This is a genomic window from Streptomyces sp. AA4, assembly GCF_000158875.1.
Taxonomy (GTDB): domain Bacteria; phylum Actinomycetota; class Actinomycetes; order Mycobacteriales; family Pseudonocardiaceae; genus Amycolatopsis.
In genome coordinates, this window is record NZ_GG657746.1 from 7,471,742 (window position 1) to 7,488,462 (window position 16,721).

Below are 16,721 nucleotides of genomic sequence, written 5' to 3' on the forward strand. Positions count from 1 at the left end.
CCACCGAAGAATCCCTCGTTCGAAGACCGGCTGAACGGTTAGAAGGTCTTCCGAACAATCAGCCGTGTTACCGTCTGGCGTCGTCAAGGAGGTGGGGATGCCCGCAGCAGGCACCCGCAAACCGATGCGCGAACGGTTTCGCGAGCAGGTGCGCGAAGAGGTCAAAGCCGCCGCACTCGCTCAGCTCGCCGCCGGGGGCGCGCAGGCGATCTCCATCAACGCCATCGCCAAGGAACTCGGCGTGTCCGGACCGGCGCTGTACCGCTACTTCTCCAGCCGCGACGAGCTGCTGAACGTCCTGGTCATCGACGCGTACCGCGACCTTCGCGACGCCATGGCGAAAGCTCTCGACACCGAAGCGCCCGACGCGGAAGCGCGGATCCGGCTGCTGGCCGCCGCGTACCGGGCGTGGGCGCGGGCCGAACCGCATCGGTACGAATTGCTGTTCAAGGCACCGTTTCCCGGTTACGACGCGCACGCCAAGCCGCTCGCCGAAGCGGCCCGGGCGCTGATGGGCGTGGTGCTCGGGGTGTTGCACGACACCACGGGAAAGCCGTACCAGAACGAGGAAGTGCTCGTCGCCCGGCGCGCGAACACGGAGAACCACCAGCTGGCGGTCGCGCTGTGGTCGCGGCTGCATGGCTTTGTCAGCCTCGAAATCGGCGGCGGGTTCACCGCGATGGGGCTCGACACCGACGCGTTGTTCGAGAACGAAGTACAGGTCCTGACGGACCGCGCCACCTGATCACCGGCGAGACGCGCGCGGCTTCGCCCCCAACGCCACCGCCAGCACGGCCCCGGCGACCATGCACGCGCCGACCACCCACAACCCGGTCCGTTGCGTACCGGTCAGGTCGCGCAGCCAGCCTGTCACGTACGGCGCGACGAACCCGCTCAGGTTGCCCAGCGCGTTGATCAGCGCGATCCCGCCGGCGGCCGCCGCGCCGGACAGGAAGTTCGACGGCAGCGCCCAGAACGTCGGCAGCGCCGCGCACACGCCCATCGCGCAGATCGTCACCGCGGTCATGGTGGCGTAAGGGTTTCCGAGGTACAGCGCGACCGGGATCGCCGCGCCGCCGACGAGCATCGGCAGCGCGACGTGCCACGTCCGTTCCCCGGTCCGGTCGCCGTGGCGCGCCCACGGGACCATCACCAGAGCACCCGCGACGTACGGGATCGCGTTCACCAAACCTGCCTGCAGCACCGTCAGCTTGGTGCCGAACTCCTCGCCGAACCCGGCGATGATGGTCGGCAGGAAGAAGCCCAGCGCGTACAGGCCGTAGACGACCGCGAAGTACACGAACGCCAGCCCGAGGATCCGCGGGTGCGTGAGCGCTTTCCGCAGCGGCCAGTGGTGTTCGGCTTCGGTGGCGCGGCGTTCGGCGTCGAGTTCGCTGGTGAGCCAGTCGCGCTCCTCGGCCGACAGCCACATCGCGGTTTCCGGCCGGTCGCTCAGGCAGAACCACGTGACGACCGCCAGCAGGATCGCCGGGATGCCTTCCACCAGGAACATGAACCGCCAGCCGGACAGGCCGAACACGCCGTGCCCGCCGCTGATCAGCAGGCTGGAGACGGTCGAGCCGATCGCGCTCGACACCGGCACCGCGCACATGAACAGCGCGACCGCCTTCGCCCGCTGCGCCGCCGGGAACCAGTACGTCAGATACAGAATGATGCCCGGGAAGAACCCCGCCTCCGCGACGCCGAGCACGAACCGCAGCACCACCAGCGTCGTGGTGTTGGGCACGAACGCCATCGCGACGGCCACCGCGCCCCAGGTGATCATGATCCGCGCGATCCAGCGGCGCGCGCCGAACCGGTGCAGCGCGAGATTGCTCGGCACCTCGAGGATCAGGTAGCCGATGAAGAAGATCCCGGACGCGAGCCCGAAGGCCGTCGCGGTGAGGCCGAGTTCCTTGTTCATCCCGTTCGGACCGGCGAACCCGATGTTGACCCGGTCCAGGTAGTTGACGAAGTACAGCAGCATCAGCAGCGGCATGATCCGCACCGCCGCCTTGGCCATGACCCGGTTGCCCAGCGGGCGCGTCTTCGTCGACATGTCCGGATCTCACCTGCCCGGACCCCGCCGCGTCAAGGTTTCGCGTAATGCTCGGCGACCGCCGCGAACGCCTCCTTCGGTTCCCAGTTCAGCCCCGGGTACGCCGTGCCGGAGCGGTCTTCGAGGACCTTCACCAGGCCGAAGCTGGCGAGGTCGAGATCGTCGCGGCCGGGCCGGTGCGGGTAGTTGTAGAGCGCGAACAGGAACACGAACGCGCTGTCCACTCCCTCCTCGTCGAAGATTTCCAGGAGTTCGCGCAGGTACTGCGCCTGGCCCGCTTCGTCGCGCTCGTACTCGCCGTCGATGCGGAGCGGGTCGCCGGTTTCGTCGTCGTACTCGACGATCTCCATGCTCCGCGGCGCGACGTCGCCGGACCCGTGCCAGGTCGCCGTGCCGAACCCGGTGATCGCGACCGGTTTCCCTTGCGCCACCAGGCTTCGCACCCCCGCGCGGAAGATGTCGGCGACCTCGGCGGAGCGGATCAGCTCGACCGTGACGAAGTCGAACCGGCTCCAGTCCACCTGCTCGAACTGGATGCACGCGTAGGTGACCGGGCCGTGGAACCGCTCCCGCACGGTCTTGACCGCGGCGTCGAGGAACGGGTCGAGTTTCTTGCCCACCTCGGCCAGCCGCTCGGCCCGGCCCTCGGGTTCGGCGAGCAGCAGGCTGACTCGTTCGGCGGTGTCCTTGCCGGGCAGGAAGCCTTCGTTCATCACGCTCAGCTCGACGCCGGTCACGAACACGACGTTCGCCCCGGACGCGCGCAGCCGCTCCGCGCGGGTCGCGCAGTCGGCGAAGAGGGCCAGCATCTCATCGGCGGTCTGCTCCAGCGGATACGGCGAGAACCAGACCTCCAGCCCCAGGTCGGCCGCCCACCGCGAGGCCTGCTCCAACCGGTCCGGATCGCCGCCGACGACGTGCACCGCGGTGCAGTGCAGATCGTCGCGGATGATCGCCAGCTCGCGCTTCACCACCTCCGGGTCGAAGTTCTCCCGCGACGACCGTCCATTGCGGACGAACCCGGTCTCGTACGTCATTCCCTTGCCGCGCATGGCGGTTTTCCTCTCGTTCGGGGACGCCGCCCACCTTACGCATGAAACTTGCGTGCACGCAAGTTTGCGTAGACGCAGTCAGGCTGCGAGACTGAGCACGTGACCGGATTGCGCGAACGGAAGAAGCAGGCCACCCGCGTCGCGCTGCGCGAAGCAGCCCTGCGGCTGGCGATCGAACACGGGCCGGCGAACGTGCGCGTCGACGACATCGCCGAGGCCGCCGGCGTTTCCCCGCGGACCTACAACAACTACTTCTCCAGCCGCGAAGAGGCGATCGTCGCGGCGGTCACCGCGGACCGCGAGAACCGGATCGCGGCCGCGGTCGCCGAACGCTCGCCGGACACCCGGCTGGCCGAGGCGATCATCGACGCGGTCGCCGAGCAGTACACCGATCCGGGCGAGCAGAGCCGCGACGCACTGCTGCTGATCACCACGAATCCCGGTCTGCGCAGCGCATTTCTCGACGCCCCGGCCGCACTCGAAGACCCGCTTCAGGAAGTGATCGCGACCCGGGTCGGCGATGCGCAAACCGCGCGCGTGCTGGCCGCCTCGGTCGCGGCGGCGGTCCGGGTCGCGCTGGAGCAGTGGACGCGACCGGCGGGCCACGGCCTGGTCGTGGTGTCCGGCTCGCTCCCGGATCTGCTGCGGCGGACGCTCGAACCGCTCGTTCCCGCCCTCGACGCCGCGGAGGCCTGAGGACTCAGACGTCGATCTGCTCGAAGATGTGCGGATACGACTCGATGTCGTCGGAGGATTCGGCCGCCAGCCGCTGGAATTCCGGGCTGGCAAACGCGGCGGCGAGCGCCTCGGTCGACTCCCAGACCGCGACGTTCATCAGCAACCGGCTGCCCGCCGTTCCCCGGTGCATCCGCAGCGAGACGAATCCGGGCTGAGCCTTCATGTACTCGGCCTGCTTCCGGAAGAGAGCCAGGAACTCGTCGGTCTTGCCCTCCGGGACGACGAACGTGTTGGCGAGGACGATCGGCCCGGTCTTTTCCTTGAACTGAGCGAACATCGGCGTGCGGGGGTCGAGGCTCTGCAGCTTGGCCATTGCGGGATCTCTCCTTGTTGGGTCGCTTCGATCTAGCGTTGCTAGGTATTGATTCGACGCTAGCACTGCTGGCGCTCGCTTGTCTAGCAACGCTAGAACTAGGCCGAGCCAGTGAATCCCCACCCGCTCTCCGTTCAGCTTCGACATTCTCTTCACAACTTTGTGAAAGATGTGTACCTTCTGAACTATTCAGAGGGGAAGGAGCGACGATGACCCGTCAGGCAGGACTCCCGCTCGAAAGGGGCGCGTGTCCGTTCGATCCGGTGCCGGCCCAGCGCACGCAAGCCCCGGTCGAGCCGATGACGTATCCGGACGGCACGCAGGGCTGGCTCGTCACCGGATACCAGGAGGTGCGGGCGGTCCTCTCGGACAAGCGGATGTCCGCGCGGGTCGAGCTGGCGAAGATCCCGCTCGACTTCGGCCCGCTGCCGCCGCCGAAACCGGCTGACCCGGGGGTGTTCAGCGGGATGGACGACCCGGACCACCACCGCTACCGCAAGCTGCTGACCGGAGCGTTCACCGTGCACCGGATGCGCACGCTGGAGGACCGCGTCGGCGAGATCGTCGATGCCCACCTCGACGCGATGGCCGCCGCGGGCGGTCCGGTCGACCTGGTGGAAGCGTTTGCGCGACCGGTGCCGTCGCTGGTGATCTGCGAACTGCTCGGCGCTTCCTACGAACGCCGTGCCGAGTTCACCGGCTACACCGCCACCATGTTCTCCAAGGACGTGCCGATCGCCGAGCGGATCGACGCGACCCAGGGCGTCGTCGCGTTCATCGCCGGGCAGATCGAGGAGAAGCGGACGGAGCCGGGCGACGACCTGCTGTCCGACCTCGTCCGCGGCGGCGAGCTGACCGACGAGGAACTCGCCAACATCGGCATGATGCTGCTGGTCGCCGGATTCGAGACGACCCGCAACATGATCGCGCTCGGCACGCTGGCGCTGCTGGAGAATCCGGAGCAGCTGGCGAAGTTCAAGGCCGACCCGGGGCTGACCGCGAGCACGGTCGAGGAATTGCTGCGCTACCTCAGCGTGATCCACATCGGGCCGATCCGCACCGCGCTGGAGGACGTCGAACTCGGCGGCGTCACGATCAAGGCGGGCGATCCGGTCGTCATGTCGCTTCCGGTCGCCAACCGGGATCCGGGGAAGTTTCCGGACCCGGACGTGCTGGACGTCACGCGCAAGGCGACCGGGCAGCTCGGCTTCGGCCATGGCGTGCACCAATGTCTCGGTCAGCAGCTGGCGCGGGTCGAGATGCGGATCGCGCTGTACCGGCTGTTCGCGCGGTTCCCGGATCTGCGGCTCGCGGTGCCGTTCGCCGAGGTGGACCTGCCGCCCGACGCGTCGATCTACGGTCCGGTGCGGCTGCCGGTGACCTGGTCACCGGAGTAGACTGGCAGCGGCGGATCGAATACCGGAATCGAGGTTTTCCGCGCTGTGCACGCGATTTCTCTGATTGGCGCCTTCACGTTCGTCTGGTTCGGGATGGTGCTCGCCATTTCGTTCCTGGAAGCCCCGCTGAAGTTCCGCGCGCTGGGGGTCACCATCCCGATCGGCCTCGGCATCGGCCGGATTGTGTTCCGGGCATTGAACATTGCCGAGGTGCTGCTCGCGGCGGGGGTGGCTATCACGGTGGTGATCGGGCGGCCGGGTGCCGCGGTGACGGTGCTGGCGGCGGTGGCGGTCGTGGTGCTGATCGGGCAGCTGGGAGCGGTCCGTCCGGCGTTGAACCGGCGGACAGACCGCGTCCTCGCCGCTCCGGAGGGCGTGGAGCTGCCGCGTTCCCGGGCGCATTTCGTCTACATCGCCACGGAAACCGTGAAGGTGCTCGTGTTGCTGGCGCTCGGGATCCTGACTGTCGCGGGCTAGCAGCTCACGCGAAGCCTTCCAGTTCCGCGATGCGGCGGAACACCTCGCGGGTGTCCACGCGCTCCATCTCCGGGTCGAGTTCGTAGTACACCGCGAGCACGTTCTGCGCGAGACGGCCGTGTTCGTCGAGGTCCGCGAACCGGCCCAGCGAGATGTCCCGCATCGCTTCCTCCGCCGGCATCCCCCGGCGGTGGCGGTCGGCGGCCTCGGCCTGCACCCACTGCAGGTAGTCGAGGACCGAACGGATGCCGTCGGCGTCGGTGACCGGGCCGTGGCCGGGGACGACGAACTCGGCGTCCATCTTGAGCATCTCGTCGCAGGCGGCGATCCAGTTCGACACCGGTCCGGCCCAGGTGATCGGAGTGCCGCCGATGAACAGCAGGTCCCCGGCGTACAGCACGCCTTCGTCGGGGACGAGGACGACGCTGTCGCCCTCGGTGTGCGCCGGGCCGAGGCAGCGGATTTCTACTGCGACACCGCCGATGTCGAGCTTCAGCTGCCCGGCGAACGTCCGGTTCGCCGGAGTCGCGGTGATGGAGTCGAAGTCGAACGGGTGCAGGATGTGCTGGGCGAAGCGGCCCAGCGGACCTTCCTGACGGATCAGACCGCGCATGAGGTCGGGGCCGTTGGTGCGCATCTCTTCCGCGGTGGCTTCGGAGGCGATGATGGAAGCGTCGGCGACGAGTTCGTTGCCGAACCAGTGGTCTCCGTTGGCGTGCGTGTTCACGACTGTCTTGATTGGACTGTCTACTGTGGCGTCTTGAAGCCCGTTGAGCATTTCCCGCGTCATCGGCACGTCGAAGAGCGTGTCGACCAGGAGGGATTCTCCGGCGCCGGCGATCAGTCCGGCGTTGCTCCACCCCCAGGTTCCGTCCGGGACCAGCCACGCCGAGCAGTGTTCGGTGAGCCGGTGATGGCCTTTGGTGTAGGGAATATCCTTGCGCACCCTTACCTCCCGGAGACGTGCACCTCAGGCGCACCTTGATAGGAAGCCAATCCCGCACCTTCCGGCGCGACCTGCCGTTGCCCCACCGGATTTCGCAGCATGCCGACGCCGGACGCGGCGAGTTCCACCACGTCGCCCGGCTGGATCCAGCGGTCCAGCTCCAGCCCGCACCCGCCGCCGACGGTGCCGAGCGCGAAGAATTCGCCCGGGTAAACGTCTTCGTCCAACGACGCCCACGCGAGCACCTCGGCGAACGAGAACTGTCGGTCCTTTGTGGACCCGCTGGCCCAGACCTCGCCGTTGACTGTGGCCGTCATCTGCACGGCCCATTCGTCGACCTCGTCCATCGTGAGCACACACGGACCCATCGCGGTGCAGAAGTGCTTTCCCTTGGACGGACCGATCGTCATGCTCATCTCGAACAACTGGATGTCGCGGGCGCTGACGTCGTTGAAGATCGTGACCCCGGCGATGCGCCCGGCGGCCTCGGCTGGGGTCAGGTTCTTGCCGCCGCCGGAGGTGAAGAAGCCAAGCTCGAGTTCGAAGTCCAGCTGCGCGGTGTAGGACGGCCACCGCAACGGCTCGTCCGGCCCGATCACCGTCTCGACGTTGCCCTGGTAGCAGATCGGCATCGCCGCGAAGGCTGGCGGAACGGTGAGTCCGGAGCCCTTGGCGTGCTGCGTGTAGGTCAGATAGTCGCGAATCCGACGCGGCCTTGGCACCGGCGCGAGGAGCCGGACTTCGTCTTGCGGAAGCACCGCTGGCTGCCCGCCGTCGATCAAGACGTCGCCCTTTTCGGCCGCAGCTTCAGCCAGCTGAAGCGCCTGGTCGGCGGTGCCGCGCGCCTCAGCCCCGCCCTCGAAGAAGGCGACCATCTCAGTGGGGACAGCGATTTCTCGTTGCCCAGACGCCCGCAAGACCCGCGCCGGGTCCACGACCGCGTCGCCGTGCAGGACACCGAGCCGGGCCGCGCCCGCGGATTCATAGGTGACCAGCCGCACCGCCGCCTCCTTGAACTGGAATCCAACGTTGGACTTGCGTCTAATCGACGCTAGGCCGCGGTCGGGGCAGCGTCAAGGGGCGCCGTTCAGCAGGCGCCGGGAGGAAATGATGGTTGACTGCGAGGCATGACGGCAGAAGCGACGACCGATCGGCGGACCAGGCAGCGACACGAACGCCGGGACCGGCTGTTCCAGGCGGCCGTGGAGCTGTTCGTGGAACGCGGCTACGACAACACCACGATGGAGGACATCGCCGAACGCGCCGACACCGCGCGGGCCACCGTGTTCAACCACTTTCAGCGCAAAACGGCGTTCCTGGACGAATGGAGCCTGCGCCGCCGGGAACGCGCGATGACCGCGGTGCGCGCCGAGAACCTGGAGGACCGCCCGCTGCGCGAGGTGCTCAGCCGGTACCTGATCGAACTGGCGCGCACCAGCCTCGACTCCCGAGCGGAAACCATCGCCTGCATGGGCGCGGCGATCCACTCCACCAACGTGTTCGGCAACCCGGAACTGGCCCGCCAGTTCGGTGCGTTCGTCGCCCGGGCACAGGAGGCCGGGGAGATCCGGACCGAGATTGACCCGGCGCAGGCGGGGCTGCTGCTCGCGACGTCGTATTTCGGGACGCTCAGCTCGTGGATCGAAAGCGAGGACGCGCCGTTCGATCTGCAGGAGCATTTGCTGAACATGGTGGAGATGATTTTGCGCGGGATCGCGGTGCGGTAGATCCGCCTTCAGGCGGCGGGAAACATCAGCATCGAACCGTCTTCCCAGTACCAGCTCGCCGATCTCGGCGAGGCACCCGCCCGGGCGATCCGCTCGCCGTTCCCGCCTGCCTCGACGGTCCCGCGAAGACCCGCACCGGTTCGCGCCAGGCCGCTTCGAAGTACTGCTGAGTCCGCGCGATCAGGTGCTGGTCCGTCAGCCCAGAGACTAGCGACGAATCCCCGCGATCCCGGACAACAGTTCGCCCATATCGACCACTACCCGCGATGCGCCGCCGTGCAGTGGCACCGCGGTGATCCGGCCGCCGAGGTCGGACACGTAAGCGACGTCGTCGTCTACCGCCAGGCCGATTGCCTCGGTGAAGCCGCTCGCCAGGATCTCCGGCTCGGCACCCTTCTCCCCCGGGCCGGGAAGCGGCGCGCGGTTCAGCGTGTTCCCCTTCGGGGCCGCGCCACGGTCGGTCCAATACAGGTACCCGCCATGGATTTCCAGGTCGATCGGTTCCGGCAGGTGGTCCCACAGGGTCTCGACATCGGACCGGTCGTGCGCGGTCTCCCCGGCCGGAATCTCCAGCCCAGCCCGGAAAATCCGGCCGAGGCCGCCCTTCGCCGGACCCTTTTGCGTCCAATAGAGATGCGTCGCGTCCACCGTCACGCCAACGCATTCCTGAGTCCCGCTGTCGTCCGGCTCGTTCACGATCAGGTCGGCGAGTCCCGTGCCATCCGGACGCACTCGGGTGATCCGGCAGCCTTCGCGGTCACCCCAATAAAGGAAACCGTTGTAGGACAACTGTTTCCCGGTAGTCAGGGTGCCATTCGGGAGGACATCGCGAGCACCGGTACCGTCGAAGGAAACCGCGTGCAGGCCACCATTTCGGGCCGAATAGTCGAGGCCCGCCTCGCCCGGCACCGAAGGGTCGCGCGAAGGCATTCCCATGGTGGTCCAGTAAACGGTGCCATCGGCGACGACTACGCCGTCCGGCGAGACACCAGCGTCTTTGTACAGCGGGGTAACCTGCCCGTCGGGAAGTCCGACGCGGTAAATCGTCCCGGTGCGAATGCCCAGCACCACTAGCTCGCTGAACATGTCACCTCCACTCTGGACGGTGCGATCCTCGCGGGATTAAGGGATTCGTGTAATAGCCCGGAGTCTCCGACATCCGGATTTGCTCGGTGACGCCGCGGTAGCGGCCGAGAGGGGTGTCCGCGGTGAACGTCTCGGGGTCGAAGTATTCGTGCCCGGGCGCGACACCGGCGACCTCCGCGGCATAACCCTTGTCGAAGATTCCCAGGCTCAGCAACCACAAAGCGACGCGCGTGAGAGAAACCTGCACTCGGTAAGAACCGCCCCATTCGGCGCGGAGCATGAGTGCGCGCAGGATTCCCAATTGCAGGAACCAGGAAGTGATGTAGTCGTTCACCACCGGAACGGCCGGCAGCGACGGGACGCCGCCCTCCCCTTCCAGCAGCATGACTCCGGACAGGCACCCGGCGGTCTGGTCGAAGCCGACGCGGCCGGACCACGGGCCGGTGCTGCCGTTGAGCGTCACCTCGGCGTGGATGATTCCGGGCCGGATCTCGGCGGCGGTTTCCGCGTCGAGACCGTGCCGCGCGAGGTATCCGGGGCGGCGGTTGGCGTAGAAGATGTCCGCGCTGCCGAGCAGCCAGTGCATCCGTTCCTGGTCCGCGGCGCGACGGAAATCGAGCCGGGTGGAGCGAACGCCCACATTGGACGTCGCGTACAGCACCGGCAATTCGTATTCGCCCGGATCCCACACGTTCAGCACGTCCGCACCATGCAGTGCCAAAGCCCGGCCACAACCAGCGCCGGCGATGATGTGCGCCCGGCCCAGCGCGCGGATTCCTTCGAGTGGCGTGGAAGGGTTCGGGGGCAAGGGTTCTGGGGCGCTGTCCCCGATGCGCTCGACAATCACCGGCGGCATCGTCGACAGCACCGACTGGTACTGCTCGGTAGCCATCAGCTCTTCGGTCGTCCGCACCACCGGCATGATGACGCCCGCGGCCTCGGCGGCGTCCTCCAGTTCGAACGAGTTCCACTGCGCGATCGCTTGCCGCACCACGGCGTCCCGCTCGGGAACACCGAGCAGTGCGGCGGCATCGTTGCGCAGCTTCGGGTACGGGCTGATCGGGTGCACCCAGCGGCCGTCCGCGGTGGCGTAGAAGCGATCCGTGCCGAAAGCCGGATCGACGCGCGCCGGGTCGCCTTGCGGGTAGCCGTCGAGCAGTTCCCATTTCCTGTCGTAGAACGGGCACAGCCGGTGCGGCGCGGTCCGCAGGTCCATCGAGATGTCCTGCCCGCGTCCTCCGCGCAGCTGCCAGATCTTCGCCACCGCAACGGATTTCGCCGCCAGCGCGATGGACGTCGCACCAGCCAGCCGGAGCGCGCCCGGAAGGATCGGGTCGGCTCCGGTGAACTCGATCCGGCCGCCGGCGTCGGATTCCTGCAGGCCGACTGAGCCCAGCAAATCGGCCAGCGGCTGGTGCAGGTCGTAGTCGTCGGTGGTGGCTGGCTTGGCTAACGCGGCCTCGAGTTGCTCGGTGAGGCTCATTCCTTCTCCAGCGCGTCCAGCAGCGCGCGAGTACGGCTGTCGCGTGCTTCCACGCGGTCGGCGTACGTGTCCGCCGTCCCGTAGGTCTGCTCGACCTCGTCGATCACCGCGTCGAGGTGCTCCCGGTCCGGCCGGCCGATCTCGAACTTCATCTGCGACCCGACGTGACTCACCAGGTGCCGGATGCCGTCCGGGCCGCCGCCGAGGTGCATGCTCTCGAACGGCCCGATGGTCGCCCACCGCGGCCCGAGCGACGCCTTGACCAGCTCGTCCAGGTCCGCCGCGGAAACGACGCCCTGCTGCACGAGGTACATCGCCTGGTCGTTGAAGACCTTCTGCAGCCGGTTCCCGACGAAGCCGGGCACTTCCTTCTTCAGCGTGATCGGCTTCTTGCCCAGCCCGCGGTAGACCTCGACGGCCTTCGCCACGGTCTCCGCAGAGGTCAATGCTCCGGGCACTACCTCGACCAGCGGCATCAGCTCGGGCGGGTTGAACGGGTGCCCGACCACGATCCGCGAGGCCGCCGCGTTGCCCTCGGCGATTACCGAGGGCAACAGCGACGACGAGGAGGACGCCAGTACTGCGTCGTCGCGCGTGGCGGCGGCGAGCGTCGCGAACATTTCCCGCTTCAGCTCGATCCGCTCCGGGCCCGACTCCTGGACGAAATCGGCCCCGGCAGCGGCTTCCGCGAGGTCCGCGACTGCCGTGGCGGGCAGCCCGGCGAGGTCCCGGGAGGCAATGTCCCGCAGGTCCGGACGCGGATCGGTGACCCGCACCGTCCAGCCCGCCTCGGCGAACAGCCGAGCCCACGACACTCCGATGACCCCAGCGCCGACGATCGCGACGACCGGCATGGCGCGCTCCTTTCTCAGGCGGTGACCGCGTCCGCGTTGTTGAGCAGCGCGCTCGGCGGCGTCAGCAACGCGTCCGACGCTAGCGCGCGGCGCCGGGCCGCGCTCACTCCGCCGTAACTCTCCGTAATGGCGATGAGGCGCGCCGCGTGGTGCGCGACCTCCGATTCGTAAGTCATTCCGATGCCGCCGTGCAGCTGGACGATTTCCTCGGCGGTCGCGGTCGCCGCGTCGCACACGAACACGAACGCGTCGTCGGCCGCGGCCTCGAGGTCCACTGTGGACGCACCGTTGTCGTACGCCTCGACCGTCGCGGTGGCCCACAGCGCCAGCGAACGAGCCAGCTCGACCTTCGCGTACAGGTCGGCGGCACGGTGCACGAGCGCCTGGAACGCCGCCAGCGGAACGCCGAACTGCTTGCGGGTCTTGAGGTATTCGACCGTCATCGCAAGCCCGGTCTCCATCAGGCCGATCGCCTCGCCGGTCACCGCGACCCGCGCCCGGGAGAACGCGCGACGCAACGCGGCCGGCACGTCGGCGTCGGCGGCGCCGAGCAGAACCGCCGGCGTGCCAGCGAATTCGACCTGCGACGTGTGACCCCAGTCCGCGGCCCGGCCGTCGACGCGAGTGATGCCCTCCGCGGTCGCCTCGACCAGGTACACCCCGGTGCGGCCGTTCTCGTCGACCGCGGTGACCAGGAGCTTGTCAGCCTGATCTGCGTTGCGCACCGGCGACTTCACGCCGGAAAGCGCGGAACCGGCCGCCGACACCGAAGGCGCGAGGCCCCACGGACGTCCCGGCTCGGCGTGCGCGACCGCGATCGTCGTGCCCCCGCCGGCGAGCAGCGGCAGCAGCTCCTTGACCTGCTCGTCGGTCCCCAGCTCGGCGATGATCCACGACGGCAGGAACACGCCGTCGAGCAGCGGTTCGGCCGCCGCGTGCTTGCCCATCGCCTCTAGCGTCGCGTAGACCTCGACCGGGCCCGCGCCCGCGCCGTCGTGGTCGGCGGAGATCGGGAGACCGGCGAGACCCAGCTCGCCGAGCGTGCTCCAGACCTGGTCGTTCCAGCCGAGTTCGCTGCTCGTCGCGGCCGCGCGGCCGCCTGCCGGGTAGCCGCGGCCGACCGCCGTGTCGACGGTCTCGAACAGCAGCTTCTGGTCTTCGTTGAATTCGAGGTTCATGAGTCGCCGTCCCTTACAGACCGAGGATCGTCTTCGCGATGACGCCGCGCTGGATTTCGTTGGAGCCGCCGAAAATCGACAGCTTCCGCTGGTTCAGGTACTGCGCCGCGGCCACCACCGCGGCCTCGTCGGCCTTCACCGGCGATTCGGTGTCCAGCAGCATGCCGTCGGAACCGGCCGCGCGCATGCGCAGCTTCGTGAGCGCCTGCAGGGCCTGCGTGCCCTCCATCTTGAGCAGCGACGACACCGGGCTCGGCTGGCCGTTTTCCGAAGCGGCGGTGACCCGCATCTGGGTCGCCTCCAGCGCGAGCAGCGTGGTCTTCGCGGCGTGCATGGCGGCGCGGAATTCCGCGTCGTCGGCGAGCCGACCGTCCTCAGTGGGCAGTTCCGCGGCCGCGGCTGCGAGGTCGGCGAAAATCCGCTGACCGGTGCCGACCTGCGCGATGCCGTTGCGCTCGTTGCCGAGCAGGAACTTCGCGTACGTCCAGCCCTTGTTCTCCTCGCCGACCAGGTTCTCCGCCGGGATCACCACGTTGTCGAAGAAGAACTCGTTGACCTCGGCGGACCCGTCGACCAGCTTGATCGGACGGCGCTCGATGCCCGGCGTGTTGAGGTCCAGCAGCAGGAAGGACAGGCCCTGCTGCTTGCGCGGCGCGTCCGGGTTGGTCCGCGCGAGCACGAACATCCAGTCGCCGTACTGGCCGAGCGTGGTCCAGGTCTTCTGTCCGTTGAGGACGTAGTGGTCGCCGTCGCGCTTCGCCGTGGTGCGCAGTCCGGCCAGGTCCGAACCGGCCTCCGGCTCGGAGAAGCCCTGCGACCACCAGATGTCCAGGTTCGCCGTGGCGGGAAGGAACTTCTTCTTCTGTTCCTCGCTGCCGAATTCGGCGATGATCGGGCCGACCATGCTCGCGTTGAAGGCGAGCGGCTGCGGCACCGCGTTGCGCTGCAGTTCGGAGGCGTAGATGTGGGACTGGGTCGGAGTCCAATCGCGACCGCCCCATTCGACCGGCCAGTGCGGGACCGCCAAGCCGTGCTCGTTCAAGATCCGCTGGCTCGTGACGATGTCGTCCCGCGTGATCAGGCCGAGCGCGCTGCGCTTGCGGATTTCCTCCGGAATCGCGCCGAGGAACACCTCCCGCAATCCGTCGCGGAACGCGAGGTCCTCTTGAGACAGTTCGAGATCCATCGATCAAACCCCTTCAGTGGTGCGTACGGCTCCGACAACTTCGGCGGTGCTCGCGCCAGCGCGTTCGGCGTGCCTGCGGAACCCGGCCGGGGTCCGCGAGAAATGCAGCGGGCTCTCCACGACGCGGATCGTGCCCTCGGTCGGATGTTCCCGCTCGGTGATCAGTCCGACTTCCTGAACGTACGGGTCGGTCGGCAGGTCGGCGATGTCGACGACGACCGCGTACGGAACGTCGTGGGCGGTCAGGTACTCCTCCCACTCCGCGGTGGTGCGGTTCGTGGAGTTGGCGAGCACCTTCTCCACCCCCGCGGTGAAAACCTCCCGGTCGATCACCGGGGAATCCCAGGCCGGATCGGCCGCGGCGTCTTCGAGGCCGGCCCCGATCAGCAGCGTGCGCACAGCGTCGTTGGTGTAGGGCACCGCGGCGATCGCGCCGCCGTCGGCCGTGCGCATGGCCGCGTGCGTGTCGCTGAGCGAAAGCGGGTTGCCGACGTCGCCGGCGGCCGGAATGAAGACGTCGCCCGCCAGGTGCTCGACGAGGTTGACCGCGATCATCGCGTCGGCCATCGCCAGTTCGACCTGCTGGCCCTTGCCGGTGCGCTGCTGGTCGAAGAGCGCGGCGAGCACGCCGTTCAGCAGGTACAGCGCGGCGGTCTTGTCGGCGATGAAGGTCGGGACGAACTGCAGCGTGCCGCCCGCCCGGTCCTGCAGGCTGACCAGGCCGGACGTGGCCTGGATGACCTCGTCGTAGGCGGGCCGGTTGGCGCGCGACGAGCCGGGCGCGAAGCCTTGCGCGTGGGCGTAGACGAGGCGGGGGAAGCGGTCGCGCAGCTGCTCGTAGCCGAGGCCGAGCCGGTCGAGTGCGGCGGCGCGCATGTTGGTGACGAGGACGTCGGCGTCGGCGAGCAGGGCGAAGAGGTCTTCGCGGCCGGCGGGGTCCTTGAGGTCGAGTTCGATGCTGCGTTTGTTCTGGTTGACCTGCATGTACAGCGGGGCCATCCCGGGCGTGCGGCCGGTGTTGGCCGGCGAATGCCGGGCGACGTCGCGCAGCGGTTCGACCCGGATCACGTCGGCGCCGAAGTCGCCGAGGATCTGCGTGGCGTACGGGCCCATCACCGCGGACGACAGGTCGAGCACCTTAACCCCGGAAAGCGGTCCGGTGGCATCCATCTTCGCGGTCCTCCCGTTGACGATCTTTGCTTCACCACTGACGCTAAGCGCTTGCTCACCAGAACGGAATGACCGAGTGCATCAGATCGGTATGACCACGCTGATAACACCGTGGGTACGCTGCTCAGCGTGGAGATTCACCACCTGCGGTACTTCCTCGCGGTCGCGCGCGAGCTGAACTTCACCCGTGCGGCGCGGTCGTTGAACATGTCCGTGCCGCCGCTCAGCCAGCGCATTCGCGACCTCGAACGCGAGCTGGGGGAACCGCTGTTCGACCGCTCCACCCACCACACCCGGTTGTCCGAGGCGGGCGAAGCACTGCTGCCGCTCGCCGAATCGGTCGTTTCGGGCTTCGATGCCATTCCGGCCCGGATGCGCACCCGCGACCAGCGCGCGGACGTCCGGCTCGCCATCCCCGACGTGCTCAACCCCGCGCACCGCCGCCAGCTCAGCGAATCGATCCGCGCGCTCGACGGCTCCTACCGGTTCACCCTGCGGCAGATGCCGTCGCTCGAGATGGAATCGGCCCTGCTCAGCAGCTCGATCGACCTCGCCGTGTCGCATCTGGGCACTTCCGACGACCGGCTGTCCACCATCGTCCTGTACCGCGAACCGCTCGGCGCCGTGGTGGACGCGTCGCGGTTCCCCGGCCGCACCTCGCTCACCCTGGCCGACCTGCGCGGATTCCAGTATCTGCAGGGGCCGCGGCATTGGGATCTCGGCTCCCGGCGCGCCGAGCAGCTCGCCGCCAAGGGCGTGCTGGTCGATCCGGAAGCGCAGTTCTCCGACGTCAGCGGACTGTTGATCTTCTTGCGCAGCACCAAAAGCTTCACCCTCGCACCGGTCGAATCCGCGACCGCGCTGGCACTGGACCCGAACGAATGCGCGGTCCTGCCGATCGACGATCTGGTCGCCACGCTGACCACGTTCCTGCTCCGGCGCACCGCCGACACCCGGCTGGATCCGGTGGTCGAGGTGCTGCGGCACGCCCGGGTGTCGTGAGTGTTGAGGCCGGTTAGAACCGGCATCGCCACTCACGACCCCTACACTCGCCG

Annotated in this window: 17 protein-coding genes; 6 read left to right on the forward strand and 11 right to left on the reverse strand. The window is 68.2% G+C overall.

Features of this window, described 5'->3' with window-relative positions:
* Positions 1 to 97 precede the first annotated feature (97 nt).
* The gene (locus tag SSMG_RS33960; protein ID WP_037715745.1) at positions 98 to 745 is read left to right on the forward strand and encodes a TetR/AcrR family transcriptional regulator; all 648 of its coding nucleotides are present in this window, start codon (positions 98 to 100) and stop codon (positions 743 to 745) included.
* Here SSMG_RS33960 and SSMG_RS33965 read toward each other — a convergent pair whose 3' ends face one another.
* Together SSMG_RS33965 and SSMG_RS33970 are read right to left on the reverse strand one after the other, a co-directional pair.
* On the reverse strand, positions 746 to 2,059 hold the full coding sequence (locus SSMG_RS33965; RefSeq protein ID WP_009083653.1) for an MFS transporter: 1,314 nt from the start codon (positions 2,057 to 2,059) through the stop codon (positions 746 to 748).
* A 32-nt stretch (positions 2,060 to 2,091) separates the two neighbouring features.
* Positions 2,092 to 3,111: a hypothetical protein gene (locus SSMG_RS33970; protein WP_009083654.1), complete on the reverse strand. Its 1,020-nt coding sequence runs from the start codon at positions 3,109 to 3,111 to the stop codon at positions 2,092 to 2,094.
* A gap of 99 nt (positions 3,112 to 3,210) precedes the next feature.
* On the opposite strand from SSMG_RS33970, the gene SSMG_RS33975 reads away from it, so the two are divergent.
* Positions 3,211 to 3,807 (forward strand): TetR/AcrR family transcriptional regulator, encoded by a 597-nt coding sequence (locus SSMG_RS33975; protein WP_009083655.1) that lies wholly within the window; start codon positions 3,211 to 3,213, stop codon positions 3,805 to 3,807.
* Between the two features lie 4 nt (positions 3,808 to 3,811).
* Here SSMG_RS33975 and SSMG_RS33980 read toward each other — a convergent pair whose 3' ends face one another.
* On the reverse strand, positions 3,812 to 4,162 hold the full coding sequence (locus SSMG_RS33980) for an antibiotic biosynthesis monooxygenase (RefSeq protein WP_009083656.1): 351 nt from the start codon (positions 4,160 to 4,162) through the stop codon (positions 3,812 to 3,814).
* Between the two features lie 209 nt (positions 4,163 to 4,371).
* On the opposite strand from SSMG_RS33980, the gene SSMG_RS33985 reads away from it, so the two are divergent.
* Together SSMG_RS33985 and SSMG_RS33990 are read left to right on the forward strand one after the other, a co-directional pair.
* The gene (locus tag SSMG_RS33985; RefSeq protein ID WP_009083657.1) at positions 4,372 to 5,559 is read left to right on the forward strand and encodes a cytochrome P450; all 1,188 of its coding nucleotides are present in this window, start codon (positions 4,372 to 4,374) and stop codon (positions 5,557 to 5,559) included.
* 93 nt (positions 5,560 to 5,652) lie between these two features.
* Complete coding sequence (locus SSMG_RS33990) at positions 5,653 to 6,036, forward strand: hypothetical protein (RefSeq protein ID WP_050788503.1); 384 nt, start codon at positions 5,653 to 5,655, stop codon at positions 6,034 to 6,036.
* 4 nt (positions 6,037 to 6,040) lie between these two features.
* On the opposite strand, the gene SSMG_RS33995 is transcribed toward SSMG_RS33990, so the two are convergent.
* On the reverse strand, positions 6,041 to 6,982 hold the full coding sequence (locus SSMG_RS33995; protein WP_009083659.1) for an MBL fold metallo-hydrolase: 942 nt from the start codon (positions 6,980 to 6,982) through the stop codon (positions 6,041 to 6,043).
* 2 nt (positions 6,983 to 6,984) lie between these two features.
* Positions 6,985 to 7,983 (reverse strand): fumarylacetoacetate hydrolase family protein, encoded by a 999-nt coding sequence (locus tag SSMG_RS34000; protein ID WP_009083660.1) that lies wholly within the window; start codon positions 7,981 to 7,983, stop codon positions 6,985 to 6,987.
* 126 nt (positions 7,984 to 8,109) lie between these two features.
* Between SSMG_RS34000 and SSMG_RS34005 the strand changes: the two genes are divergently transcribed.
* Positions 8,110 to 8,709, forward strand: a complete 600-nt coding sequence (locus SSMG_RS34005) for a TetR/AcrR family transcriptional regulator (protein WP_050788345.1) — start codon at positions 8,110 to 8,112, stop codon at positions 8,707 to 8,709.
* 207 nt (positions 8,710 to 8,916) lie between these two features.
* Here the strand turns inward: SSMG_RS34005 and SSMG_RS34010 are convergent, their stop codons facing one another.
* From SSMG_RS34010 to SSMG_RS34035, 6 genes are read right to left on the reverse strand one after another with little or no spacing between them, the layout of a single operon-like run.
* Positions 8,917 to 9,795 carry a hypothetical protein gene (locus SSMG_RS34010; protein ID WP_009083664.1) on the reverse strand — a complete coding sequence of 293 codons (879 nt, stop codon included), beginning with the start codon at positions 9,793 to 9,795 and terminating at the stop codon, positions 8,917 to 8,919.
* 1 nt (position 9,796) lies between these two features.
* Entirely contained in the window at positions 9,797 to 11,278 is a 1,482-nt protein-coding gene (locus SSMG_RS34015; RefSeq protein WP_009083665.1) for a CoA transferase, read from the reverse strand.
* Positions 11,275 to 12,132 carry an FAD-dependent oxidoreductase gene (locus SSMG_RS34020; RefSeq protein ID WP_009083667.1) on the reverse strand — a complete coding sequence of 286 codons (858 nt, stop codon included), beginning with the start codon at positions 12,130 to 12,132 and terminating at the stop codon, positions 11,275 to 11,277. Before SSMG_RS34020 ends, SSMG_RS34015 begins: the two co-directional genes overlap by 4 nt.
* 14 nt (positions 12,133 to 12,146) lie before the next feature.
* Positions 12,147 to 13,310: an acyl-CoA dehydrogenase family protein gene (locus SSMG_RS34025; protein WP_009083669.1), complete on the reverse strand. Its 1,164-nt coding sequence runs from the start codon at positions 13,308 to 13,310 to the stop codon at positions 12,147 to 12,149.
* A gap of 13 nt (positions 13,311 to 13,323) precedes the next feature.
* The gene (locus SSMG_RS34030) at positions 13,324 to 14,496 is read right to left on the reverse strand and encodes an acyl-CoA dehydrogenase family protein (RefSeq protein ID WP_009083671.1); all 1,173 of its coding nucleotides are present in this window, start codon (positions 14,494 to 14,496) and stop codon (positions 13,324 to 13,326) included.
* Between the two features lie 3 nt (positions 14,497 to 14,499).
* Positions 14,500 to 15,666 carry a CaiB/BaiF CoA-transferase family protein gene (locus SSMG_RS34035; RefSeq protein ID WP_009083672.1) on the reverse strand — a complete coding sequence of 389 codons (1,167 nt, stop codon included), beginning with the start codon at positions 15,664 to 15,666 and terminating at the stop codon, positions 14,500 to 14,502.
* A gap of 129 nt (positions 15,667 to 15,795) precedes the next feature.
* On the opposite strand from SSMG_RS34035, the gene SSMG_RS34040 reads away from it, so the two are divergent.
* Positions 15,796 to 16,668, forward strand: a complete 873-nt coding sequence (locus SSMG_RS34040; RefSeq protein WP_037718459.1) for a LysR family transcriptional regulator — start codon at positions 15,796 to 15,798, stop codon at positions 16,666 to 16,668.
* The last annotated feature ends 53 nt before the right edge of the window (positions 16,669 to 16,721 follow it).